At 67.4% G+C, this 24,245-nt stretch carries 20 protein-coding genes; 7 read left to right on the top strand and 13 right to left on the bottom strand.

All coding sequences use genetic code 11. The annotated features are described in order from the left end of the window. Window positions 1-7 precede the first annotated feature (7 nt). Together EP7_RS25365 and EP7_RS25360 are read left to right on the top strand one after the other, a co-directional pair. Window positions 8-1,330, top strand: coding sequence for a dihydroorotase (locus tag EP7_RS25365; RefSeq protein ID WP_463525037.1), 1,323 nt, complete (start codon window positions 8-10; stop codon window positions 1,328-1,330). 86 nt (window positions 1,331-1,416) lie between these two features. After that, entirely contained in the window at window positions 1,417-2,064 is a 648-nt protein-coding gene (locus EP7_RS25360) for an NYN domain-containing protein (RefSeq protein WP_463525036.1), read from the top strand. Window positions 2,065-2,082: 18 nt separating this feature from the next. On the opposite strand, the gene lpxA is transcribed toward EP7_RS25360, so the two are convergent. The 3 genes from lpxA to EP7_RS25345 form a co-directional block, all read right to left on the bottom strand. After that, window positions 2,083-2,901: an acyl-ACP--UDP-N-acetylglucosamine O-acyltransferase gene (lpxA, locus tag EP7_RS25355; RefSeq protein ID WP_463525035.1), complete on the bottom strand. Its 819-nt coding sequence runs from the start codon at window positions 2,899-2,901 to the stop codon at window positions 2,083-2,085. Between the two features lie 176 nt (window positions 2,902-3,077). Further along, the gene (locus EP7_RS25350; RefSeq protein WP_463525034.1) at window positions 3,078-4,130 is read right to left on the bottom strand and encodes a Gfo/Idh/MocA family protein; all 1,053 of its coding nucleotides are present in this window, start codon (window positions 4,128-4,130) and stop codon (window positions 3,078-3,080) included. 308 nt (window positions 4,131-4,438) lie between these two features. After that, complete coding sequence (locus EP7_RS25345; protein WP_463525033.1) at window positions 4,439-4,927, bottom strand: DinB family protein; 489 nt, start codon at window positions 4,925-4,927, stop codon at window positions 4,439-4,441. Window positions 4,928-5,199: 272 nt separating this feature from the next. Between EP7_RS25345 and EP7_RS25340 the strand changes: the two genes are divergently transcribed. After that, window positions 5,200-5,664, top strand: coding sequence for a VOC family protein (locus tag EP7_RS25340; protein ID WP_463525032.1), 465 nt, complete (start codon window positions 5,200-5,202; stop codon window positions 5,662-5,664). A 476-nt stretch (window positions 5,665-6,140) separates the two neighbouring features. Here EP7_RS25340 and EP7_RS25335 read toward each other — a convergent pair whose 3' ends face one another. Next, window positions 6,141-6,773 carry a flavin reductase family protein gene (locus EP7_RS25335; RefSeq protein WP_463525031.1) on the bottom strand — a complete coding sequence of 211 codons (633 nt, stop codon included), beginning with the start codon at window positions 6,771-6,773 and terminating at the stop codon, window positions 6,141-6,143. Between the two features lie 40 nt (window positions 6,774-6,813). Continuing rightward, the gene (locus EP7_RS25330; protein WP_463525030.1) at window positions 6,814-7,269 is read right to left on the bottom strand and encodes a hypothetical protein; all 456 of its coding nucleotides are present in this window, start codon (window positions 7,267-7,269) and stop codon (window positions 6,814-6,816) included. Window positions 7,270-8,018: 749 nt separating this feature from the next. Here EP7_RS25330 and EP7_RS25325 point away from each other — a divergent pair. Next, on the top strand, window positions 8,019-9,824 hold the full coding sequence (locus EP7_RS25325) for a hypothetical protein (protein WP_463525029.1): 1,806 nt from the start codon (window positions 8,019-8,021) through the stop codon (window positions 9,822-9,824). Between the two features lie 112 nt (window positions 9,825-9,936). Here EP7_RS25325 and EP7_RS25320 read toward each other — a convergent pair whose 3' ends face one another. Further along, window positions 9,937-10,161, bottom strand: a complete 225-nt coding sequence (locus EP7_RS25320) for a hypothetical protein (protein ID WP_463525028.1) — start codon at window positions 10,159-10,161, stop codon at window positions 9,937-9,939. A gap of 383 nt (window positions 10,162-10,544) precedes the next feature. Between EP7_RS25320 and EP7_RS25315 the strand changes: the two genes are divergently transcribed. Beyond that, window positions 10,545-11,468 (top strand): alpha/beta hydrolase, encoded by a 924-nt coding sequence (locus tag EP7_RS25315; protein WP_463525027.1) that lies wholly within the window; start codon window positions 10,545-10,547, stop codon window positions 11,466-11,468. Between the two features lie 8 nt (window positions 11,469-11,476). Here EP7_RS25315 and uvrA read toward each other — a convergent pair whose 3' ends face one another. After that, entirely contained in the window at window positions 11,477-14,329 is a 2,853-nt protein-coding gene (uvrA, locus tag EP7_RS25310; protein ID WP_463525026.1) for an excinuclease ABC subunit UvrA, read from the bottom strand. Window positions 14,330-14,609: 280 nt separating this feature from the next. Next, the gene (locus EP7_RS25305) at window positions 14,610-15,077 is read right to left on the bottom strand and encodes a hypothetical protein (RefSeq protein WP_463525025.1); all 468 of its coding nucleotides are present in this window, start codon (window positions 15,075-15,077) and stop codon (window positions 14,610-14,612) included. Between the two features lie 66 nt (window positions 15,078-15,143). Here EP7_RS25305 and EP7_RS25300 point away from each other — a divergent pair, with 66 nt between their 5' ends. Then, window positions 15,144-15,524: a hypothetical protein gene (locus EP7_RS25300; RefSeq protein ID WP_463525024.1), complete on the top strand. Its 381-nt coding sequence runs from the start codon at window positions 15,144-15,146 to the stop codon at window positions 15,522-15,524. On the opposite strand, the gene EP7_RS25295 is transcribed toward EP7_RS25300, so the two are convergent. From EP7_RS25295 to EP7_RS25280, 4 genes are all read right to left on the bottom strand, one after another. Continuing rightward, complete coding sequence (locus tag EP7_RS25295) at window positions 15,502-16,089, bottom strand: zeta toxin family protein (protein WP_463525023.1); 588 nt, start codon at window positions 16,087-16,089, stop codon at window positions 15,502-15,504. The genes EP7_RS25300 and EP7_RS25295 overlap by 23 nt on opposite strands. Window positions 16,090-16,264: 175 nt before the next feature. Continuing rightward, window positions 16,265-17,473: a hypothetical protein gene (locus EP7_RS25290; RefSeq protein ID WP_463525021.1), complete on the bottom strand. Its 1,209-nt coding sequence runs from the start codon at window positions 17,471-17,473 to the stop codon at window positions 16,265-16,267. Window positions 17,474-17,864: 391 nt separating this feature from the next. Further along, window positions 17,865-18,836, bottom strand: a complete 972-nt coding sequence (locus EP7_RS25285) for a universal stress protein (protein ID WP_463525020.1) — start codon at window positions 18,834-18,836, stop codon at window positions 17,865-17,867. Between the two features lie 78 nt (window positions 18,837-18,914). Then, on the bottom strand, window positions 18,915-21,713 hold the full coding sequence (locus EP7_RS25280) for a cation-translocating P-type ATPase (RefSeq protein ID WP_463525019.1): 2,799 nt from the start codon (window positions 21,711-21,713) through the stop codon (window positions 18,915-18,917). Window positions 21,714-22,196: 483 nt separating this feature from the next. Between EP7_RS25280 and EP7_RS25275 the strand changes: the two genes are divergently transcribed. Next, window positions 22,197-23,555 carry a hypothetical protein gene (locus EP7_RS25275; protein WP_463525018.1) on the top strand — a complete coding sequence of 453 codons (1,359 nt, stop codon included), beginning with the start codon at window positions 22,197-22,199 and terminating at the stop codon, window positions 23,553-23,555. 97 nt (window positions 23,556-23,652) lie between these two features. On the opposite strand, the gene EP7_RS25270 is transcribed toward EP7_RS25275, so the two are convergent. Further along, on the bottom strand, window positions 23,653-24,180 hold the full coding sequence (locus EP7_RS25270) for a PEP-CTERM sorting domain-containing protein (protein WP_463525017.1): 528 nt from the start codon (window positions 24,178-24,180) through the stop codon (window positions 23,653-23,655). Window positions 24,181-24,245: the final 65 nt, after the last annotated feature.

Below are 24,245 nucleotides of genomic sequence, written 5' to 3'. Positions count from 1 at the left end.
CCCTGACTTGCGCACCATCCAGATCAAGGGCGGTCGGATCATCGATCCGAGCCAGGGCGTGGACGAGGTGGCCGACCTCTGGCTCGGCGACGACCGCGTGCTCGGCATCGGTGAAGCCTACGCCCAGGGGACGGCCGACGTCGTCATCGACGCCCGAGGGATGATCGTCAGCCCCGGCCTGATCGACGTGCACGTCCACCTGCGCGAGCCCGGAAACGAAGAAGACGAGACCATCGCCACCGGCGCGGCCTCGGCCCTGGCCGGCGGGGTGACGACCGTCGCCTGCATGCCCAACACCATCCCGGCGCTCGACACCCAGGGCGCCGCCGAGTTCGTCGTACTACAAGCCCAGCGGGCGCGCAAGGCCAATGTCTACCCGGTCGGGGCCGTCAGCAAGGGACGCAAGGGGGACGAGCTTGCCGAACTGGGCCAACTCGTCGCCGGCGGCGCGGTCGCCTTCACCGATGACGGCGCCCCCGTCGCCTCGGCGTCGCTGATGCGCCGGGCCTTGCTCTATTCCAAGATGCTTGACCGGGTCATCATGCAGCACTGCCAGGTGCCCGAGCTGACCGTCGGCGGCGTGATGAACGAGGGGGCCGAGTCGACCCGCCTCGGCCTGGGCGGGATGCCCGCCGCGGCCGAGGACATCATGGTCGCCCGCGATATCCGCCTGGCCGAGATCACCGGCGGCCGCCTGCACATCCAGCACATCTCCACGGCCCGATCCGTCGAGCTGGTCCGCGAGGGGAAGAAACGCGGGATCGACGTGACCGCCGAGGCCTGCCCGCACCACTTCACCCTCACCGACGAGCGGCTCAGGACCTTCGACTCCAACTTCAAGATGAACCCCCCCCTGCGCACCGCCGACGATGTGGCCGCCGTCATCGAAGGGCTGAAGGACGGCACCATCGAGCTGCTGGCCACCGACCACGCGCCCCACGCGCCCGAGAAGAAGATGCGCGAGCTGGACCAGGCCCCCTTCGGCATCGTCGGCCTGGAGACCCTGATCCCGATCACCGTCCACGGCCTGATCGAGCCGGGGCACCTCACCTGGGTCGACGTGATCCGGATGCTGACCGTCGCCCCGGCCAAGCTGCTGGGCCTGGTCGACAAGGGGACGTTCCGACCCGGGGCCGACGCCGACGTGACGATCATCGACACCGAAACCCCCTGGACCATCGACCCCGAGAAGTTCCTCTCACGCAGCCGCAACACCCCCTACGGCGGCTGGAAGGTGAAGGGCCGGGCCCACGTGGCCATCGTCGCCGGAGAGGTTCGCCACAGCCTGGGCGGCATCGTCCACGAGGCCGGCGAGGCCGCCACGCCCTGAGAGTCCGATTGGACGACGCGGTCCCCGGCTTGTATGGTTGGAATGAGGGCGGATTTTCCGCGAGTGTCCAACCGACCGGGGCCGTGATGCGCACGCTCATCGACGGCTATAACCTGATGTACGCCAACGGGCTGCTCGACCGCAAGCTCGGGCCCGACGGCCTTCGCAAGGCCCGCACCCGGTTTTTAAACACGCTGGCCGTCCGCCTCGGGCCGGTTGACGCCCACGCCGCCACCGTCGTCTTCGACGCCGCCGAGGCCCCGCACGGGCTTCCCAGCCAGGCGGTGCACAAGGGGATCACGGTCCTCTACGCCGTCGACGAGGACGACGCCGACGAGCGGATCGAGCTGCTCATCCTCGGCCACAACGCTCCCAAGACCCTGACGGTCGTCTCGACCGACCGGCGGATCCGCACGGCCGCAACCCGCCGCAAGGCCCACTCCGTGACCTCGGAGGAGTACTGGACCGAGCTGGACGGTCGCAAGGAGCGGGCCGATCGGCTGATCCCCCGCGTCGACGCCGCGTCCAAGCACCACGGGCCCAGCCACGCCGACGCCGAGTACTGGCTCGAGGAATTCGCCGACCTGGCCACCGACCCCGAGGTCCATCGCCAGCTTGCCCCCGAGCCCACGATGCTCACCGATGCCGAGATCGTGCAGATGCAGCGCGACATCGACCGCGAGTTCGGCGAGATCGCGCCTCCGGCGACCAAGAAGACGAAAAAGAAGGGCTGATCGGCCGGCTCGGTCGGTTCAGACCGACCGCAGTCGGGTCGCCTCGCGGCCGGGGCAGACGCCGATCGTCGAGGTGCGGAGGAACCGGACGAACTCGGCGACCTCGCCGAATTGACCGAGGTCCGATTCAATGCGATCAGCGGCCGCGGTCAGGGTCCGGCCTTCCTTGTAGAGGATCCTGAAGGCCTCGCGCAAGGCGTTGATCGAGGCGTGCGCCAGGCCCGCCCGCCTCAGCCCGACGACGTTCAGGCCGCTGACCGTGTTGTAGCCCTGCTGGAGGACGAACGGGGGGATGTCCTTGGTCGAGGAGCCGAGCCCGCCGAGCATCGCCAGCCGGCCGATCCTCACCCGTTGCTGCACCGCCGAGTGGCCCGAGAGGATGCAGCCGTCGCCGAGAACGGCGTGGCCGGCCACCAGCGCCCCGTTGACCAATGTGCAGCCGTTACCCATCCGCGCATCGTGGCCCAGGTGGGAGCCGATCATCATCAGGTTATCGTCGCCGATCGACGTCTCGCCCCCCCCGGCGGAGGTCCCCCGATGCACGGTGACGTGCTCGCGGAAGGCGTTATTGTCGCCGATGACCAGCCTGCACGAATCGCCACGGTCGCCCCGGTGCTGAGGGGCCTTGCCCAGCACCGCGCCGTGGCCGACGAGGTTGTTCCTGCCCATGACCAGCGGGCCGCTCAGGCAGGCGTGCCCTTCGACGACGCATCCGGGGCCGACCTGAACGGGCCCTTCCAGGATGGCGTAAGGTCCGACCTGGACCGAGTCATCGAGTTCGACCTCATGGCCGATGACTGCCGTCGGATGGATCATCTCCGACATCGTGATGGTCATCTTCGGTCTCCTCCCTGCTCGGGCGGCTTCGGCCTTGGACCTCCTGTCCGCTTCTTTGTATCGGCCCGGCGCCGGGGGCCTCTTCAGCGAAGCTTCCCGGAATGCGCGTCGCATGTGTCGATGGCCCGTCGCCCCGGAGGCCGGGGGTGGGGCCATCGACACATCAAAGAGGGGAGTCAGGCCACCTCGACCGGGGCCCCGCCGCGCCTGACGCTCTCGACCTCGGCCTGGCAGAGGATCAGCGCCTGCCTGGCCAGCTCGCCGGCGAGCCTGGGCGCCGGGGTGCCCGTGGCGACGGCCTCGACCGCCACGCCGATCTCGGCGACAAATCCATCCACGGGGTCGCCCGAGCCCAGCTCGGGGCGTTCTGCGGTCCCATCGGCGTGCAGGACCGTCAGCGGCGAGACCCTGGCGCCGTCGACGACGCTCTGGAACTCGAAGAAGATCGTCGCCTTCTCAAAGTAGATCTCATAGCCATGCATGAAGGGGCGCCCGGACTGGCTCAGCGCGCCCGAGACCGACGTCACGGCCAGGTTCGAGTCGTCATACAGATAGTGCGTGTCGAGGTGGACTACCGCCCCCTGCTGCTCCACCCCGCGCGATGCCACGGCGCGGGGCACGCCGAAAAGCAAGCCGACGAAGTGGGTGTCGTGGATGTGCAGGTCGATCGCCGGCCCGCCGCTGCGGTCCGAGTCGGCAATGCCGCTGGACCAGTCGGGCTTGCTGATGACCCGGGCGAACCGGGCGGCCAGCACCTTGCCGTATCGGCCCGACTGCACGGCCTCGAACGCATAGGCGAATTCGGGGAAGAACGGCAGCACGTGGGCGACCATCAGCAGCTTGCCGCTGGACTTCGCGGCGGCCACCATCGCGTCCGCGTCGGCCCCTGTCAGGGCGATCGGCTTCTCCACCAGCACGTGCTTGCCCGCCTCAAGCGCCCGGATGGTCAGGGCGGCGTGCTCGTCGTTCGGCACACAGAGGTCGACCAGGTCGATCGAGGGGTCGGCCAGCAGCTCGGCCACGTCGGAATACCCTGTTATCCCCGTCAGATCCATCTGCGTCCCCGCAGGGCCGAAATTCCCCTTGATCCCGGTCCAGTCGCCGGCCAGCTTCTTGGGGTCGCGGCTGCAAATCGCGGCGACCTTCGCCCCGGGGACTTTCTGCGCGGCGAGGTAATGGATCATGCCCATGAAGCCGACGCCGACGATCCCGATCCGCACGGTTTTCATAAATCGCTCTTCCGAGGGGCGTTGTGGGATCCCATCATTCTCATGAATTCCGATGGGATGCCCGATTGCAATTCGTCGTCAGGGAGACCCTGCGCGGGTTACGTCGATCCAGGTCCGCCGATTGTCCGCCACGGGCCAACTCCGGGCAAGCTCGGAACCGCGCGACGTTCCCTGCGACCGTGCACCGAGGGGGAAGACGGCGCACCAACGGCCATGCACGACGCCTTCGACCGGGCCGCCACCCGTCCGTTCCGCTCAAGAATCGTGCATCATATCTCGTAAGAATCTCGGTGATATGATGCGTCATTTCAGCCGTCCGTGCCTCGCTCCGAGAGCTTCCTGAGCAGCGCGATCTGGCCGCCGTGGTAGGCCATGTGCTGCACGGCACCGCGCAGCATGTGGCCGATGGTATATTCCTTGCCGGCGACCCGCGATTCCAGCCGAGAGGCGTCGAGATGCAGGACTGTCTTCAGGAGGCGAGCATGCCATAAATCCAGCCGGGAAAGGTCGTCTTGCCAGGCGTCCGGGCCCGTCCCCTCGGGCGGCGGGAAGTTGCCTCCGTCGGGCGCCTCGATGACACAATTCTCCTCGATCCGGCGGACGACCACGTCATCCCATGAGTAGAGATGGACGACAATCTGGCGGATGCTATGGCCGCCCGGGATGGGCCGCGCGGACGCGATCTCGGCGGTCACGCCCTCGAGGACCTTGCGGAGGGGTGGACCATGCCAGGCGTCTCCGTCATAGCCTCGTGCCAGGTCGTCCACGTAAACCGCGAGGTCCTGGGCGGGCATCATGTCACCCTCGTGAGTCCAAGGTATGCGATGTGTGACTCGGATTGCTGCGTGAAGTCTGCCGGGAGGCAATTCTCGACCGCCCATTGACGGACAAATTCCGCAAGATGCGGGCCGTGGGATCGCCCATCGCCTCGATCTGAAATCCTCTTTCTCCAAAATGGACTGTACAGCCGTTGACATCTTGCCGATACCAGGTTCCAATCCACGAGCCCGGCAGGAATCCTGTTCAAGTGATCAGGGAAGGCCGGGCTCCTCAACGACGGGAGGGAACCATGGGTCACCCAATTCCGGCAGGTCATCACGCGATCACCCCGCACCTGGTCATCAAAGGGGCGTCGGAGGCCATCGAGTTCTACACGAAGGCCTTCGGGGCCGTGGAAGTGAGCCGCATGCCGTTCCCGTCGCCCGACGGCACGCCGCGGCTCGGTCACGCCGAGCTCCTGTTCGGCGACTCGAGGATCTTCCTGGCCGATGAGTTCCCCGAATGCGACTCGTTCGGCCCTGTAGGCGTCTCACCGGTGACCATCCACCTGTACGTGACCGATGCCGACGCCACGTTCGCACGCGCCGTCGAGGCGGGCGCCACGGTGAGCATGCCGCTGGCCGACATGTTCTGGGGCGATCGATACGGCAAGGTCGTCGACCCGTTCGGCCACCACTGGTCGATCGCCGAGCACCTGGAAGACCTGACCACCGAGCAGATGCAGGAGCGCATGGCCGCCTTCTGCGGCGCCTGACGCGCGTCATCGGTCCATCAACGCCGGGACGGCCGAGGCCGCCCCGGCGTCGGCGCTGAGTGGTGGCGGCCATCGATCTCGTGAGTCGGGTTAGATGAGATCCAGGCGTGCACGGACCTTTCCGCCCTGCTGGGCTCGGAAGGCGAATGTTCGCGCCGAAACTCACGCCGTTTCAAGAGGATATGCCGATTCCTGAGGCCATTCGGCCAGTTCCGGGGCGCCCGACCTCGCAACACCTGTCAATCGCCGCGCAGCCGGTTCGGGCCGAGAATTGCCATCGCCCAGGCCGACGACCGGATGCGCATCATGTTACGAGCCTTCCGAGCGACGCTCGTCCCCCACTTGCCAAGACATGACATCTGGCCCGATCTATATCGATCCACGGCCATTCATTGCATGGCACATCTCACAACGGTCAGGCCGCTGATGTCCGGAGGATCGGTGCGGATGTCCCGGCAAGGCGGGAGTCTCCACGGTTATTCTTCGTCGAACTTCGGACGCTGCATGTCGAAGAGATGGCCGACTTCCGCATAGTCGCCGAGATAGCCGCATCGGGCGATCGGCCTGGCGGCGGCGGTGTCGAAGATCCCGTCCTTCAGGTAGAGCGGGTTGATGTGGACCCCGACCACCTGACCCATCACGAGGAACGAGTTCGTCTCCCTCCGATCGAGGTCGAGGATCGGCATGATTTGCAGGAGCTTGCATTCGAGCGACGCGGGCGACTCGGCGACGCGAGGCGTGCCCACGATCCGGCAAGCGGCCGGCGTCAGGCCGGCCCTGGCCATCTCGTCGACACCGTGCTTGAACGGTGCCGACGTCAGATTCATGGCCTCGGCCAGCGGCCTCGTCGCCAGGTTGAAGACGAATTCGCCGGTCTCCTCGGCATTCCGCAGGCTGTCCTTGCGGCCCGTGCTGCTGAATCCGAGGATCGGCGGCGTCTCGCAGAAGGCGTTGAAGAAGCTATATGGGGCCAGGTTCACCCGCCCTTGCCGGTCTCTCGACGAGATCCAGCCGATCGGCCGGGGCGCGATGATCGCCTTGAACGGGCTGTGGGGAAGGCCATGCCCCTTGGACGGTTCATAGAAGTACGTACTGCTTACTTCATCCATCGCGGCATCCCCGTGGGCCGGGCGTCGGGTCGAGGCCGATTCAGCCGAGGAGGTCGACGAGCCGCCGGACTTTCTCGGCCCCGAGCTTCTCGACCAGCGGCTTCATCACCTCCAGGGCCTTGAGCAATCCCTCGTCGCCGCCGGCCGACTTCAGCCTGGCCGACGCCTGGGAGGTGCTCGACGCCCCGGCATGTTTCGCAACCGTGGCCGCGGATCTCGTATAGCCGCGCTTCTTCACCGTCCCGCCCTGGGATTTGAGCTTGGACTTGATGGCGCTGAAATAGGCCTTGGTAACTTCCATCCCGTACTGGTCGCGGATGTAGTCGGTGGCCTCGCCGGGCATCTCATAGCCGCCGTCGAGGGCCGCTTTCACGGCATCGGTCTGCGAAAGCGGCGCGCCGTCGACCTCGGTCGAACCGTTTTCGACCTGCTCGTCGTCGAGCTCCAGCGGCTCGGCGGTCGCCTCGATCACTTTCGACGCGGACTTGCGGGCCATGATGCGAATCCTATCTTGGAGCTATGGGGGTATGCAACGGAGAAGATCTTACACCATGGGAGCATCAATCGACATGGATTTTTTGTGAGATGCGATCCGCCGTCCGATGCAGGACTCCCGCCCGGAGGGGCCCGCGCGCCGGGGTTTTCCTCGAAGTCTTCGCAGACGTGTCGATCTGAAGAGGCTATATCCCCCGTGGAAACTCCGAATGTTATCTCATAATAGGTATGGTATTATTATGGCTCGATGAATTCTATTCCGGGCTACGTGGCGCCGGCCCGTCACGAGGCCGATGCACGCGCCTGAGAAAGACCAGGAGGATTTCGGGGTGAGCCCAAGAAATTGTCGTTTCATTTTGCCTAGACCTCCTGTCTTGCGGGCGGTCCACGGGTCTTTCATGATATTGATCGCCCTGTCCGCGGTATCGATGCCGCCGGGGGGTTCGGCCCATGCATGATATCCTATGAGCAATCGGACGAATCTCGGATGAGAAGCAAGTCGCTCTTTCGCCCCGACCGGGATGGCACGAACGCATCGCCCGCCGGGAGGTCGAGAAGGCCGTCCCGCCCCCGTGCGGAGCCGATGGAAGGCCGTCAACTCCTCGCCGTCGGCACGGGAGCGATCGTGACGGGGCTGGTCATCCGGGACCGGAGCACGATCGTCGTGAGCTTCGACTCCCCCCTGGATCCGGCCTCGGCCATGACCCGAAGTTCTACCGGGTTTCCGACGTCGGCACGGCCGATCCGCGGGTGATCACGTCTCCCGGGCGTGCCGACCCGATCCGATCGGTGGTGTACGACGCCGCCGCCGGGCAGGTGACCCTCGGCCTGGCGCACCCCCTGAACGCGGGGCAGTTCTACCGGGTCCGGATCGACGGCACACCCCTGACGGGCCTGGCCGGCATCGACGGGACCACGTTTGACGGCGACGATGATCAGACGGCGGCGGGCGACTTCTACGGCCTGGTGGCCGCGGGATCGCGGGTCCATTTCGCGGACATCAATGGAGACGTCGCCGGGATCCGCGTGACCGGCGGCGGGCGAGTCCAGGTCTGGCGCGACCTCGACGGTAATGTGCACCAGTTCGGGGTGTCCGGGGCCGTCCCGGGCGGGACCGTGCTGAGGGGCTCGGTGGTCCGAGGCAGGCTGGGCGACGGCGTGGTGGGCCTGCCCACGAACGGCCTGGACGGGGTCGACAATCAGTTGTCGGCGAACTCGTTGCCGATCTCGGCCTTCTCGGCCGTCCCCCCCACGCCGGGCCTCGGCGGGGTGAATGTCGCGCCCACGCCGGTCGTGGCGACATCGAAGAATCTCCCCTACTCCGTGAGCCTCGAGCAGGTCTCGATGCCTTCCGTTCCGTCGATCCAGTCTCCCGTCGCGGCCCAGTACGGCGGCAAGTGGCTGGTCTTCGGCGGCCGGACCAACGGCCTGCACGGGTTCGATCCCACGGGCCTTACGAGCTTCCCGCCGCTCTATCAGAACAACGACATCTTCGTCATCGATCCTGCCACCGGCCAGGTCTGGTCCGAGTCGTGGACGCAGACCGGCCTGCCCTCCTCGATGACGGCCTCTCTGGCGTCGACCAACCAGGAGTTTTACCAGAAGGGCAACCGGCTCTACGCCGTCGGGGGCTATTCCAGCGACCCGTCCACGGGGACGTTCCAGACTTACGACACGCTCTCCTCGATCAACGTCAGTGCGCTCATGGACGCGGTGATCGGGGGGACGACGGCCCTGGGCGCGGTCAGGCAGATCCAAGACCCGCGCTTTGAAGTGACGGGCGGCGACATGGCGGCCATCGGCGACCGGACGTTCCTGGTCGTCGGGCACGATTTCCAGGGGCTGTATAACGGTTCCACGGCCGACCTCAGCCAGGTCTATAGCAGCGAGATCCGCAGCTTCCGGATCGTGGAGCACGGTTCGAAGCTTCGCATCGACAATTACAGCGCGACGCGAGACCCGGTGAATTACCGCCGCCGCGACGGCAACCTGTCGCCGATCGTCGCATCGGGCCGGCCCGCGCTGGCCTATTACGGGGGCGTCTTCACGGCCGACACCGGCGGCGGCTTCCTCAACCCGATCATCATCGGCGGCGGCGGACGGAGCCGGGTCGACCCGTATCAGCAATACTTCTCGCAGTATAGCGCCCCGAACATCACCTTGTATGACGCCCGGGACAGGTCGTCGCACACGATCCTGTTCGGTGGGATCAGCTTGTCGCACTATGATTTTAGCACCGGCCAGTTGACCCAGGACCCGGGCCTGCCATTCGTGAACGACGTGACCGCCCTGGTCCGGAGTGCGAACGGGTCGAGCCTGGAGTACAGCCTGTCCGCCCAGTTGCCCGGCCTCTACGGCGCGGAGGCCAGGTTCTTCGCGGCCCCCGGGATCAAGGCGTTCGACAATGGCGTCATCCCGCTGAAGCAGTTTCGCGGGGCGACCACGGTGGGGTACATCTACGGCGGGATCATCTCGACGGCGACGAATGCCCAGGGAGAGAGCACGGCCAGCACGGCCTCGAATACCGTCTTCCGGGTGGTGGTCACCCCGAACTGACCGCTGCGCCCGGCCGTCGGGCATCCTCGCGAGGGGAAGCTCGGCGGCCTGGGCTCTGATCGAGTTGGCGCGAGCGAGCTCGTGCCGTCTTCGCGGGGCGATGGGGTCGGAATTAACGGGTGATGTTGCCGTCGACGACGGTGTGTCCGGCGATCTCACGCTGGGCTTTGATCTCGCGGTTGACCTTGAGCTGCTGGGAGAGCCTGGTGGGCTTGCCGACGACAGGGGCCTGCATGGCCGACCGATTATTCCAGGGGCGACCGGCCGCCTGACCATTGGCGCAGCCGCCCAGGGTGGCGAGGCCCAGCAGGGCGAAGGTCGCAAGCTTAATCCGCATGGCAGTTCCCCGGTAAGCCGGGCCGGGCCCGCTCCACGGGCCGACATCGGCGTTCTCATCAGCTTCGGCAGTTCCGCCGTCCGGGAATCAGTTACAGCAGTGGGCGTGCCGCGGACTGGCCGGAATCGCGCGATTGCCGGGATGGATCTCCGGAATCGGCGGGTCGCAGGGATCGCGGGGTCGCGTTCAGACGGCGCGGGGCTCACCTGCGCGCGGTCCTGTCGGTGGGGATGGCTCGTGCGGCGAGGCGATGGTAGGCTCGGTAGGCCCCACGAGTTTCGGGATTTTCCTGTCCGAGAGGGTCGCGGTGTTCCGAAGGAGGAGTAGGGTTGTTGTGATTGTGGCGTCCCGGGATGGCTCGCCGGCCTGAGGAGGGGTGTCTCATGGCGATCGAGATGACGGCGGCGGCTGAGGTGAGACGTCCGAGGCGGCGGCTGCGGGTGGCTGCGCTGGCCCTGATTCTGGCCCTGCCCATGGGCTACGCGGCGATCTCGCTGGCGGTGGCCGACCAGCTCACGCGGGCCTCGAATCGGCCATCGCTGGTGGACATTCGCGAGCTGGATGAGTCGGCGGAAGGGTGGTCGACCCAGACCGCCGACGGCCTGACCTTGCGGGGCTGGTACCTGCCGACGCCCGAGCATCGGCGGCTGCTGGTGCTGGTGCACGGGATGCGGGACTCGTGGGATAAGATTGCGCTGATCGGTCTGGACCTCCACGCCAGGGGCTATGACGTCCTGCTGTTCGACCTCCGCGGCCACGGCGGCAGCGACCCCTCGCGGCTATTCATGGGGCGCAATGAGCGTGGCGACCTCCGGGCCGTGCAGGGGTGGGCGGGGACGCAGGGTTTCACGCCGGATCGGATCGGCTGGCTGGGGCAGTCGATGGGGGCGTCGGCCCTGCTGATGGAGGCGGCTCGCAACCCGGGGATCAGGGCGGCGGTGATGGACAGCCCTTACGGCGACCTGCCCGAGCTGCTGGCCGCACAGTTGCCCAGGCACAGCCACCTGCCCGCCTTCTTCAATCCGGGCATCTTGCTGGCGGCCCACTGGGCCTTCGGCGTGCGGACGGATGACCTGGTGCCGATCCGTTCGGCGCGAGCCTGGGGCGACAGGCCGATGCTCCTGATCCACGGCGAGGAGGACGAGATTGTCCCCGTGGACCAGGCGATCCGGATCGCCCATGCCGCCGGGCCCACGTGCCGAGCCGTCACGCTGCCGGGGGTCATGCACGTGCGGGCCTATGCCGCGTCGCCGGCGCAGTATATCGCCGCGGTGGACGAGTTCTTCGGGGAGTCTCTGGCCAAGTAAGTGGGTGCTCATGGCTGGGGACGCAAGTAAGCTCCGGTGACGCTTGCAGGATCGGCGGCGATGCCGGCGGGGGAGCCCTGGGCAACGACGTGGCCACCGGCGTCGCCGCCGTCGGGGCCGAGGTCGACGACCCAGTCGGCGGCGGCGATGACGTCCAGGTTGTGCTCGATGACGATCATGGTGTTGCCCATGTCCACCAGGCGTTGCAGGACCAGGAGCAGGTTGGCGACGTCGGCGAAGTGCAGGCCGGTGGTCGGCTCGTCCAGGATATAAAGCGTCCGCCCGGTCGAGGCCCGGCCCAGCTCGGCGGCCAGCTTGACGCGCTGGGCCTCGCCGCCGGAGAGCGTGGTGCTCGACTGGCCGAGGGTCACGTAGCCCAGCCCGGCCTCGTGCAGCGCCTGCAGGCCTCTGCGAACCTTGGGCACGGCGTCGAAGAAGGGGAGGGCCTCGTCGACTCGCATCAAGAGCACTTCACCGATGGATTTCCCCTTGTAACGGGCCTCCAGCGTCTGTCGGTTGAATCTCAGGCCGTGGCACGACTCGCAGCCGACGTAGAGGTCGGCCAGGAACTGCATGGCCACCCGGCGCATCCCCTGGCCCTCGCACCGCTCGCATCGCCCCCCCTTCACGTTGAAGCTGAAGCGGTTGGGCTTGTAGCCCCGCACCTTGGCCTCGCGGGTCAGGGCGTAGACCTTGCGGATCTCGTCGAAGACGCCGGTGTAGGTGGCCGGCGTGGACCGCGGCCCTCGGCCGATGGGGGACTGGTCGACCTCGATGAGCTTGTCGAAGGCGGCCAGGCCGTCGACGCGGTCGTGGGCTCCCGGCTTGGGCCCGACCTGCTCCAGGGCTCGGCGGACGGCGCGGGCCAGAACGTCGTGGACGAGGGTGCTCTTGCCCGAGCCGCTGACGCCCGCCACGCAGGTCAGGCAGCCGACGGGGAAGCGGGCGTCGACATTCTTCAGGTTGTGCTCGCGGGCCCCGATGACGTCGATGCTCCCGGGGCTGGCGGCCAGGCGGGCGGGATCGCTGAGGGCGGGAACGTGGGTCCGGGCGAGGTAGGCGATGGTGCGTGAGCCGCCCAGGTCGACCAGGGCGTCGGGGGGACCTTCGGCGACGATCCGGCCGCCGTCGGGGCCGGCGCCCGGGCCGATGTCGAGGACCCAGTCGGCCGCTCGGATGGTGGCCTCGTCGTGCTCGACGACGAGGACGCTGTTGCCGGCGTCGCGGAGGGCGGCCAGGCTGTCCAGCAGGCGGCCGGTGTCGCGGGGGTGGAGGCCGGCGGTCGGCTCGTCCAGGATGTAGCAGACGCCGACCAGGCCCGAGCCGGTCTGGGTGGCCAGGCGGACGCGCTGGAGCTCGCCGCCGGAGAGGGTGTCGGCCGGGCGGTCGAGGCTCAGGTAGCCCAGGCCCACGCGCCTCAGGAAGGTCAGCCGGCCGATGATCTCCCGGACCAACGGCGGGCCAATCGCCGCCATCTCGGGCTCGAAAATCAAGGAGTCAAAGAAAGTAAATGCCTTGTCGATGGCCAGGGCCGAGGCCCCGTGGATGCCCATTCCGCCCAGGCTCACGGCCCTGGACTCGGGCTTCAGGCGGGCCCCGTTGCAGGCGGGGCAGGGGGCCTGGCCGCGGTAGGCCTCCAGCGGCGGGCGGGCGGGCTCGGTCTTATATTCGCGTTCGAGCATGGGTATGATTCCGTCAAAGTGTGTCGTCTTGTCTCCTTTCAGCATCTGTTGGAGCGTGGCGTCGGGCCATTCGGCGAGCGGGGTGTCGCGGGAGACTTCGAGGCGGGCGAGGAAGTCGTCGAGGGCGGCACGCTCGGCGACCCTGGATTTCGACTTTGCCCCGGGGCGGTTCCAGGGGGCGATGGCCCCTGCGGCGACGGACTTCGAGCGGTCGGGCAACACGAGTTCGGGGTCGAAGCCGGGGACGGTGCCCAGGCCGTCGCAGGCGGGGCAGGCCCCTTGCGGGCTGTTGAAGCTGAAGCTGCGCGGCTCCAGCGGCTCGAAGCCGAGGCCGCAGGCGGGGCAGGCGAAGCGGGTGCTCAGCAGCAGGTCGTCCCAGGTCTCGCCGGCCTGGGCGGAGAGCAGGATCGAGCCGTCGCCCAGCTTCAGGGCCAGGTCGACGCTCTCGGAGAGCCGGGGGGCGATGCCCTCGCGGATGACCAGGCGGTCGACGACGGCCTCGATGGTGTGGACCTTGGTCTTGGCCAGAATAGGGTCGTCGGCGATCTCGATAACCTGGCCGTCGACCCTGGCCCGCAGCAGGCCCGCGCGGCGGATGGCCTCGAACGACTCGCGGTGCAGCCCCTTGCGGGCGCGGACCAGGGGGGCCAGGACGAGCACCTTACGGCCGTCGCCCAGTGCAAGAGCCGTGCGGACCATCTGCTCGGGGGCCTGGCGGCGGATGGCCTCGCCGCACGAGGGACAATGAGGGATGCCGACGCGAGCGTATAATAATCTCAGGTAGTCGTGGATTTCCGTGACGGTCGCCACCGTGCTGCGGGGGCTGGCGGTGCCGGCCCGCTGGTCGATGGCGACGGTGGGCGGGAGCCCGTCGATCAGGTCGACGTCGGGGGGCTCCATCTGATCCAGAAACTGGCGAGCGTAGCTGGAGAGCCCCTCGATATATCGCCGCTGCCCCTCCGCATAGATCGTGTCGAACGCCAGCGAACTCTTGCCCGACCCGCTGACCCCGGTGAGCACCACGAGCTTGTCGCGGGGAATATCGACGCTGACATCCCGGAGATTGTGGACCCTCGCCCCGCGCACTCTGATAAACGCGTCAGGCTCGTCGCCCTCCTCGACCACAACCGCCGCCACCTCCACACCCTGTTCCCCGCCCGAGCCCCGTCGCTTCGCCATGCACCCCGCCCCCGCCGCTCGACCCCGGTTCACCATCCGCCCCGCCAGCCTACCGGTCGCGATTCCCGGGCCGCAACCCGGGCCGTTTCGCGAAGGCTTGATGGGGCGAAAGTGGGTTCGTTTTGCCCCGGAACTTCGATGGCGGGCCGTGAGTCGCAACCGAGCAGAAAACCGACTCGAGCCGTCCGAAAACCGATGGGACGGATGGAGTGCACTCTATCTGTGACTGCCTTGGGCCTTGATGCCCCTGCTTTGTCCGGTGGATCGTGGAAATCTTCGTTCAGCACCTTAACTGCCACTTCTGCAAGTTCGACCTTTGATACCAGATGGAGCGTGCCAGCATGCCGACGAAGAGGGCGATGGCCAGTATGACCATCAGATGAATCGCCCCCACGAAGAGGATGAATCGGCTCATGTCGAGCGGATGTCCAATCTGCCGACCGAGCAAAGATCCTTCAAAAACCGAGCGAGTGTGCCACCAGATCGTCCTGGCAAAGATCGAGCTTGTGATGACGCATGCCCATCCCGCGGCCTCGAAGCCGAGCCAGAACGCTCGTCCCGCTCCCTGCCGTGAAACCAATCGGAAAATGCCGATTTCGAGCACGAGGATGATGAAGACGATCCCAAGATTGGGGAATCCGATAGGTAGAAACTCGGGCTCACGAGGGAACCAGGGATAAGAAGCCTCGAAGATGGGTGGCAACGGAATGAACGGGCGTAAGGCGGCCAGATCGGCGGCGATGATCACGATGAGAGACATCATCCAGACGAGTGAGTGCCGAGGTCTGTGGATCGATTCTGAAGGGAGCGCCATGTGTGGTCGCCACTTTCTCAACGCTGGCTGACCGATTCGCTTCGACCATCTATGACAATTGTCGCATCTCGGGAAGCCGCTCACAAGAAGGATTACGGCAGTTTCCTGGACCGCTGCGACTCACGCCAACGGCTGCCGGGCTTTCTGGTTTCAGCTTGGTGGCCGGATGGGATCGCCCTCGATCGGATGATTTTTGAGGTCTTGCAGGTCGTCCGGCGAGATGGAGCGTCGTTCGCCATCGACCCGGATGATGACCGGGGTTCCAGTCTGTCTCGCGAGATTCAAGACCTTGGCGGCAACCAGTCGAAAGGCGGCGTCGGCCTTTCCCAAGAGCGGATCTTCGTTCGGTTTAAACATGCTATGAATTTTCCCCAAGCGTGAGAATCGCCCGATAAATGTCGGGGAGCCATTCTCGAGTTCCCGCCTCTGAGCCTTCAGCGATCAACCTTGGAATCAGAGTCGACCCATCATACAGCCGCCAGGAATCCGCGAGAGGCTGATACAAGCGGAAGAAGTTGCGGAGGCCTGCGACGTAGCGACGACGGATGGTTTCTTCGGGGATATTGTGGCCCCCCTGTCGGACACGGTTGGCGACCCGCTCCAGGGCATCATCAACGCTCGGCAGCCAGAGGAAGAGGAGGGCGACCTGATAGCCCGAGCGTTTCAGCCGCGTGATCAACTTGACGTAGCCTAGGCCCGCGAGCGTCGTCTCGAAGGCGAAGGTCTGCCGGGCTTCGGCGAGTTCGTGGATGCGAGAGAGCAGGAGGCGGCCGGCCCGGATGGCCTGGGTTTCGGGGGCGAAGGGGGAGAGGCCGGCGGCGATGAGGTCGGCGTTGAGGAATTCTCGGCAGTGGACGAAGTGGGTGAGGAACTCCGTGGCGAACGTCGTCTTGCCGGCGCCATTGGGGCCGGCGATCACATAGACCGTGGGAGAGTCGGGCGGCATCGGCGGTCCCCTATCGATCCGTCGAGCCTGAATGGATTCGCAGATTAATCATTGAGGGCCGGGACGAACCGGGATTGTGCGGGAGTCAGCTCTCGCTCGCAAGCGATTTGCCGGGGCCGTTCTGCGTCCGAATTGTCAAAGAGGCGGATTGGTTGCTTGAGGTTGGCCTGATGGGTCAGCGGGCGAGGCAGAGGGCTCGGGCCCTGGCGTGGGCCTGAGTGGGGGTGCGGCGAGTTCGGGACTTGGATTGGATGGGGCGGGGGGCCTGACGGGTTGCGAGGGGGGCGGCGGCCCGGATCTGGGGGGCGAGGCGGGCGGTAAGACCGAAATAGTTGGCGGCTGGAGCTGGTTCAGTGGGGGCTTGGTCGGTGGGGGATGGCGGGGCTGGGGTTTGATGGGTGGGGCCGGACTGGGGTGGGCGGGGGTCGGTGGACGGGTTCTGGGTGGGGCCTCCGGGGGTGTTGAGGTCGGGCTTGGGGTCGTCTTCGAATTCGCGGGCGGGGCCTCGGACGAAGGTGTGGTCTTTGGGGCGTTCGCGGTAGGTGTGCGACATCTCGTCGAGGGGGGGGAGGGCTTTCTGGCGCCCTTGGTTGAGCTGGTGCAGGGCCCGGTAGAGCCGGCGGTGGCTGGCGGTCTCGTAGCGACGGAGGAGGACGAGGGTGGGGTCGTCGAGGGTGGTCAGGCCTTCGATGGTGGCGTCGCGGTGGTATTGCTCGACAAGGTCGAGGGACTCGGCCTTGCGGCGGTTGAGGTCGTCGATCTGGTCGCTGACGAGTTCCTGTCGATGGAAGAGGGGGGGCTCGCCGGCGGGCGGGTCGATGGCGGTGGGGGTGTCGCGGTCCTCGGGCTCGACGCCGAGGAGGTCGAGGGCCCGGGCGCACTGGGCGTCGGTCCAGGTGCCGTGATGGTCGAGGGTGCGGCCTAGCGAGGTCCAGCGCTCGATGAGCCAGTCGCAGCCGTGGGCGGTGCCGGCCAGCTTGCGGGAGATCTCGCCGGGGCGGGACGGGAGCGAGCGGGCGATGCGGTCGACGGCGGCCCGGCGGTCGTCATCCCAGCAGGTCTCGGCGCGGAGGCCGCGGATGGTGCGGACGACCCGGTCCTCGATCCTGCAGCGGTTGATGCGGATGCTCTCGGTGGCGACGGTCTCGACCAGGTTCATCTCGAAGGCGTTGTTGGGCCGCAGCGACGAGTTCCACTGCTCGGCGAGTTCGGCGATGGCCTCGGCCTCGGCGTGCGGGACGACGGTCCCGGCGCCCGAGAGCCCGTGGATCAGGCTGTTCTGGCGTGATCTGGCCTTCCCCTCGGCGGTGCGGGGGCCGGTGCTGCGCTCGGCGTTCCTGCGGTTGGCGTCGAGGCGGGCCTGGCTGACGGCGATCTTGCCCATGGGTTTGCGTCGCTTTCGTCGCGAGGGGTGCATCATCGAACGATTGCCGCCGACGTCGGCGGTGGGCTTGCCGCACGCGGCTTCGCGTGCACGGGCCTCCTTTAGAGATAATCCTGAGAACGCGCGATTTAGTTCTGTGTTTCTGGAAATTTTTATGGGTCAAGTAGGCCATGTCGGTCAACGGCGTGGATCGGCCTGGCGGGAGGCCTCGGTGATCGGCTGCGGTCGAGGAGCGACGGCGCGACCTCGCCGTCGCTCCTGGCCTTGAACTCCGCTCAACGGGCCGTCCTGCCTTGAGGCGCCCGTGAATGGTGGCTGAAACCCAATCGTGCGTCCGACTGCGGTGTGTTCGGGTCGGTGGATCGGTAGGACTTCCGGCCGGCTTGGATCTTCAGTCGTTGAGGCTCACCGGGGAGACGAACGCGTCCGGCTTGATGGCGAGGACCGAGCAGTCGACTCGCTGGAGGATGGACTCCGCGGTGTTGCCGATGAGGAGGCCGGAGATGCCGGTGCGGGCGACGGTCCCCATCACGATCAGGTCGATGCGATTGGTCTTCGCGGCCTCCACGACCGCGTCCTCGGGGACGCCCTTGATCAGATGCACGATGCGATGTCCCGACTGATCGGGGACCTTCGCGAGGAGATGATCGAGGGCCTTGCGGGCCTCCGCTTGCGAGTCCGACACGTAGCGATCGACCTGATCCTGGGCCAGCATGGGATCGCCGCGTAGCAACTCTTCGCCGGGTGCCGACCAGACGTGGACGATGTGGAGGTCTCCACCTTCCTCGTCGGCCAGGGAGCCGGCGAGTTCGAGGATCTTGGCGTCGAGGGCCGCATCCTTCGCGGTCAGCTCCGCCTTGAGGTGGAGCGGGTCCGCCTCGTTGGGCGGTGGCGCGGGGTCGACGGCCGCCAGGATCCGCGCGAAGTCCCCGCCGTCGTGCTCGGGCTTCAGCAGCAGGAGCGGGCAGGGGCAGGAGCGGAGCAGGTGCATGTCGGTCGAGCCGAACAGCAGTCCCTCGTTGGGTTCGGCCTTCTTCAGCAGCAGGTCGTGCCCGCCCCTGAGGACCTCGCGGACGATCTCGTGGTGACGACGGCCCCGGAGCACCTCCGTGGTGACGTCGAGGCCGTCTTCGCGGAGCTGGGCTGCGAGGCCATCGAGCGCCTCGGACCTCTCGCGGACGAGGAGCGCACGCAGGTCTTCCGAGTTGGGGGAGAGGAGTCGGGAATACCAGGGGAGGTCCTCCACGACGGCGATCAGCTTGATCGCCGCCCCTTTCCACTTGGCCAGCCGGGTGGCTCGCGCCAGCACGGGCTGATTCGAGGTGTCGTCGATCGGGACGAGGATGTTCCTGAATCGATGCATGACGGGCTCCATTCGCGAGGGACGGCCGGATCTCCCGAAGGGGACGCGGCGAGAGAGTTTGAACGTTTCCCGGGAGCCTCAGGCCTTGATCCGAGCCGATTTGCCGCGGAGGTGTCGACGAGCGGCGAGCTTGACCAGCTCCACGATCGCGACCGGGGCCAGCGAGCAGGCGGCGATGACCGTCCATTCGGCGCCGCTGGGCGGTACCGTGTGGAGTATACGCCGGAGGAGGGGCACCGAGACCGCGGTGAACTGGAGCACGACGCAGAGGATGACCGCGGCCCAGAGCCAGCCGTTCGTGAACAGCCGGGACGTGAAGACGGACCGGATTCGCGACCGGGCGTTGAAGGCGTGGAAGACCTGCGCGAGGGAGAGCGTCGAGAAGGCCATGGTGGTTGCCCGGTCGGCGCTCTCGGCCCCCCTCCCGTGCCATTGCAGGCCGACGCCGAAGGCGAGCAGCGTGAACGCCGCGAGCAGCGCCCCCTGCCAGGCGATGAGGCCGAGGAACGATCGATCCACGAGCCCCGCCCGCGGGTCTCGCGGCGGTCGGTTCATGATATCGGGGGCCGAAGGCTCCAGGGCCAGGGCCAGGGCCGGGAAGACGTCGGTGATCATGTTCAGCCAGAGGATCTGGAGCGCGACCAGCGGGAGCGGCCAGCCGACGAGGATGGCCACGAACACGGTGAGGATCTCGGCGAAGTTGCACGAGAAGAGGTAATGGATGAATTTCAGGATGTTCGCGTAGATGATCCGCCCCTGCTCGACGGCCGAGACGATCGTGGCGAAATTGTCGTCCGCGATGATCATGTCGGCCGTCTCCTTGGCCACCTCGGTCCCCTTGATCCCCATCGCCACGCCGATGTCGGCCTGCTTCAGGGCCGGCGCGTCGTTGACGCCGTCGCCGGTCATGGCGACGAGCTCGCCCCGACGCTGGAGCGCCTCGACGAGCTGCAGCTTGTGCTTGGGCGAGACGCGGGCGAAGACGGAGGTGTTGGCGACGATCAGGTCGAGGCCCGCGTCATCCAGCCCCTCGAGCTCGCGGGCATGCACGGCCGCGAGCGGCCGGCCGAGCGAGTCGAAGTCGAGCCCAAGCTGCCGGCCGATTTCCGCGGCGGTGGGCGGCTGGTCGCCGGTGATCATGACGGTGCGGATCCCCGCCTCGCGGCAGGTGGCGATCGCGTCCTTCACCTCCTCGCGGAGCGGGTCGATCATCCCGACGAGGCCGACGAACACCAGCTCGCGATCGAGGTCCTCGCGGTTGTAGCGCTCGGGAAGCTCGCGATAGGCGAGCCCCAGCACGCGCAGGGCGGCACCGCCCAGCTCGCGGTTCCATTCCGAATGGCGCTCGCGACCTTCATCCGTCAGGGGCTCGGTGGCGCCATTGCGGAGCTGGGTACTGCTCAGTTCGAGGATCGAACCCGGGGCGCCCTTGATGAAGGCGACGACCGAGCCGGACGCGGTGCGATGGACCGTGACCATCCGCTTGGTGAGGCTGTCGAACGGAACTTCGTCGATGCGTGGATATTCTCCCTGGAGGTCTTCGATCGTCATGCCGGCCTTCTCCGCGGCGACGAGCAGCGCCGCCTCGGTCGGGTCGCCGAGGATGGTTTCGCCACCCCCGGTGCGGTCGATCCGGGCGTCGTTGCATAGCACGCCGATGCGGAGCGCGAGGCTCAGATGGGGATCGGAGCGAGGCTCAATGCGTCCTCCGTCGTGGGCGAGGAACTCGCCCACGGGGGCGTAGCCGCTGCCCGTGATCTGGAGCCGCTGCCCGTCGAGGACGAGCGCCTGCACGGTCATCTCATTGCGCGTCAAGGTCCCGGTCTTGTCGGTGCAGATGACGGTGATCGAGCCGAGGGCCTCGACGGCGGGCAGGCGACGGATGAGGGCGCGCATGCGGGACATCCGCTGCATGCCGACGGCGAGGGTCATCGTCGCGACGGCCGGGAGCCCCTCGGGCACCGCGGCGATGGCCAGCGAGATGCCGACCTCGATCATATGCAGGAGCTCATTCCCGCGCAGCCAGCCGGCCAGCACGATGACCGCACAGAGCGCGAGGACGACCCCGACGAGGACCCGGCCGAGCCGGTCGAGCTGCCGGTCGAGCGGCGTGTCATGGGTGCCGGCTTCCTCGATCATGATCCCGATCTTGCCCATCTCGGTCCGCGCGCCGGTCGAGGTGACGAGCAGCCGGCCCCGCCCGTCGGTCACGGTCGTGCCCATGAACGCCATGCAGGTCTGATCTCCGAGCGCCGCCCTCGGGTCGGGTACCGTGTCGGGCCGCTTGCTGACCGCGAGCGACTCGCCGGTCAGGGACGCCTCCTCGATCTGCAGCCGGGCGGCCTCGGTGATGCGCCCGTCGGCGGGGATGCGGATGCCGGCGGAGAGGATCACCAGGTCGCCGGGCACCAGGTCGGCCGCCGGGATCTGGTGCTCGGTCCCGTCGCGGACGACGTGCGCCACGGGCACCGACTGCTTCTGGAGGGCCGAGAGGGCCTGCTCGGCCTTCCACTCGGTCAGGAAGCCGATCGTCGCGTTGGCCACGATGACGAACAGGATCGCGACGGCCTCGACGTTCTCTCCGAGGGCGAGGGCGATCGCCGCGGCGGCGAGCAGCAAGAGCACGATCACGCTCTTGAACTGCGCGCGGAGGATCACGAACGCGCTGCGGCCGCGGATCTCCGCGAGTCGGTTCGGCCCGAATTCCGCGAGCCTTCGGGTGGCCTCGAGTTCCGCCAATCCTCGCGCGCGATCGCTCCGGAGTTTCTCCGCGACTTCGGCGACCGAGATCGCGTGCCAGGTCATGGTTCTGGGCAGGGTCTCTCGACCGAACGCGGAGGTGCTCGGCTCTTGCACGCCAAGGTTCTTGACGCTCAATTCGCCCCCATCCTGAGGAAGCTCGGCATCGGAACGATTGGTCATTTTGGGTGAGCCCATGGGCGTTTATACAATAACGCCGGTCGAAGGTCACTCGAGCGGCTCGAAACAGCACTTGATCGGAACGCCTGATCGATGCCGCCAGTATCCTAGCTTGCCGAGGCCCGCGGATCGACGTCCAGCCTCTGCGCGGCTCGTCGATGGCCGGTCATCGGCGACGACGGGCGGGCCCGCCCGTCCGCCGTGCGCAAGCGTCCCGTCGCCGGTGGGCCGGGGTGCAAATTCGTGCTTTTGAACACCCTGGAAACCGTTGGTCGGCCCGTCGACTATGGCTCGGTCCGGTGCGAGTTCCGAGCCTCGGAAGGGGCCCGGTTGGGTGATTGGAGAAATGGGGTTCAATGGCGGGTGATGATTGTGTCGATAAGGGGCGTACGTTGGCCTGGCGGGATGGACCGGACTGTGTGGTGACGGGGAGGAGATCGCGTGCGACGGACTGGTTGGGGCATGCCTCTGGTCTTCCTGGCGACGCTGGCCTACGGGCTCAGGCCCGGCCCTGCCGGCTTTGCCGCGGGCCAGGAGCCTCCGAATCCGGTTCCGGCCGCTCCGGTCGCGGAAGGGCCCGAGGAGTCTTCGACGGATCTCGCCGGCGAGGACGAGCCTGGCGAAGATCGGCTGGCGATGCAGGCGCCCGGGGCCCCGGCGACTGCCCCGGTCGCGGCCCCGGCCTTGCCGGGCGTCGCGGCGCCCGCCGCCCCGGTCGCGCCGGCTCCGCTTGCTCCGGGATTGGCGGGGCCGAGTGCCTCGCGGGTCCTGGGTGATGGGCTGACGCAGGGGGCCCCCGCGCTGGGGAGCCGGGCGACGCGGTCGAACCTGTCGGGGCTGCGGCGTGGCCGCGCGATGGAGATGTTCGGCGACAAGCTGCCGGACCCGAGGCTGGGGAGGCTGGCCGGTCAGGCGAACGGGCTGCCGACCCCGTTCCCGCCCCCCAAGCCGATCGAGCCGGGGGCCGGCGGGCAGTCTCAGGGCGTCATCTTCGTGCCCTCGATCCGCGGGTTCAAGATCGCCGACAACCAGAGCCCGGTGCCGCTGGACCGGGTCTATTACCAGTACAACTACTTCGACAACGTGAATGCCTCGCTCAATCGACGCGTGAACGCGCAGGTGAGCCAGCTTCGGGTCTATCGGAACATCCTGGGCGTCGAGAAGACGTTCTGGGATGGCGATGCGTCGATCGGATTGCAGCTGCCGATCAACACGCTCTCCGTGGTCAGCCCCATCAAGGCATACAACGGCTACACGTCGTCGTTCGGCGATCTGGCAATCGTGTTCAAGTACGTATTCTTGCGCGATCCGAACGGGCCGAGCCTGATGTCGGCCGGGCTGGCGGTGACGGCGCCGACGGGGCCATCCTCGTTCGCCAACTCGCCCGCGGTGCGCAACCTGCATTATGCGGGCTTGCAGCCCTATCTGGGCTACTTCTGGACGAACGAGAGCTGGTTCGTGCAGGGATTCTCATCCATCGACGTGCCGATGAACTCGGCCGACGTGACCTTGATGTTCAACGACTTCGGCCTCGGCTATTACCTGTACCAGGCGAAGGAAGAGAGCGCCTGGATCACGACGATCGCGCCGACGTTCGAGGTGCACCTGAGCACCCCCTTGAACCACCGAGGGTTCTCGCTGACGGACCTCGCCGGCACGCCCGACGTCCTGGACTTCACCTACGGGCTGAACACGATCATCGGCGAGCGGAGCCGGTTCGCCTTCGGCGTGGTGACTCCCGTGACGGGGCCCCGGCCGTTCTCCTACGAGCTGATCGCCCAGGTGGGCATCCGGTTCTGAACCGGACCTCGATGACGTTGAAAACGGGGCCCGGCTCCCGCTCTTCGCGGCGGAGCCGGGCCCCGTTGATTGATCGTCACCCTGTCGAAAATCGCCCTTAACGGATGCGCGATCGCGCGGCGGCGAGGCCGGCCAGGCCCAGGCCGAGGAGGGCCAGGGTGGCGGGCTCGGGGACGACGGTGGAAGTTCCGGGGGCGAGGATGCTGCCTGAGTTGACGCCGATGATGGGGGGGGCGGCGCCGGTGATGGCGTAGTCGGACAGGACCGGGCCCAGGAGGCTGGTGAAGGAGAACTCGGCGGAGGTGCCGGGGAGGATCCCGTCGGCGGTGTCGAGGAAGAAGGAGACGGTGGTGGCGCCCGCGGTGTAGTCGAAGGCCCAGCCGGCGGGGCCGGTGATGTCCTGGAGGTCGGCGGTGGCGTCGACGGCGAGGTCGAACTGGACGACGGGCAGGGTGCTGTCCGGCTCGTTGCTCAGGGTGTACAGGTAGAGCGAGGCGCCCCCGCCGGCGTCGCTGACGGTGGCCGTGAGCACGGTGACGAGGTCGGCCCTGGCCGGAGCGGAGGCCGCGACTGTGGCGAGCGCGACGAGTGCGGCGGCGAGGAGGCTGGGCGTGCGTCTGGGCATTGGGTTCGTTCCCCGTGAGTGATTCGGCCGTTGCGGCGCGAGGGCTGCGGTGCCGCCGAGATTCG

Source organism: Isosphaeraceae bacterium EP7, assembly GCA_038400315.1.
Taxonomy (GTDB): domain Bacteria; phylum Planctomycetota; class Planctomycetia; order Isosphaerales; family Isosphaeraceae; genus EP7.
This window is presented reverse-complemented; position numbering and strand designations above follow the sequence as displayed.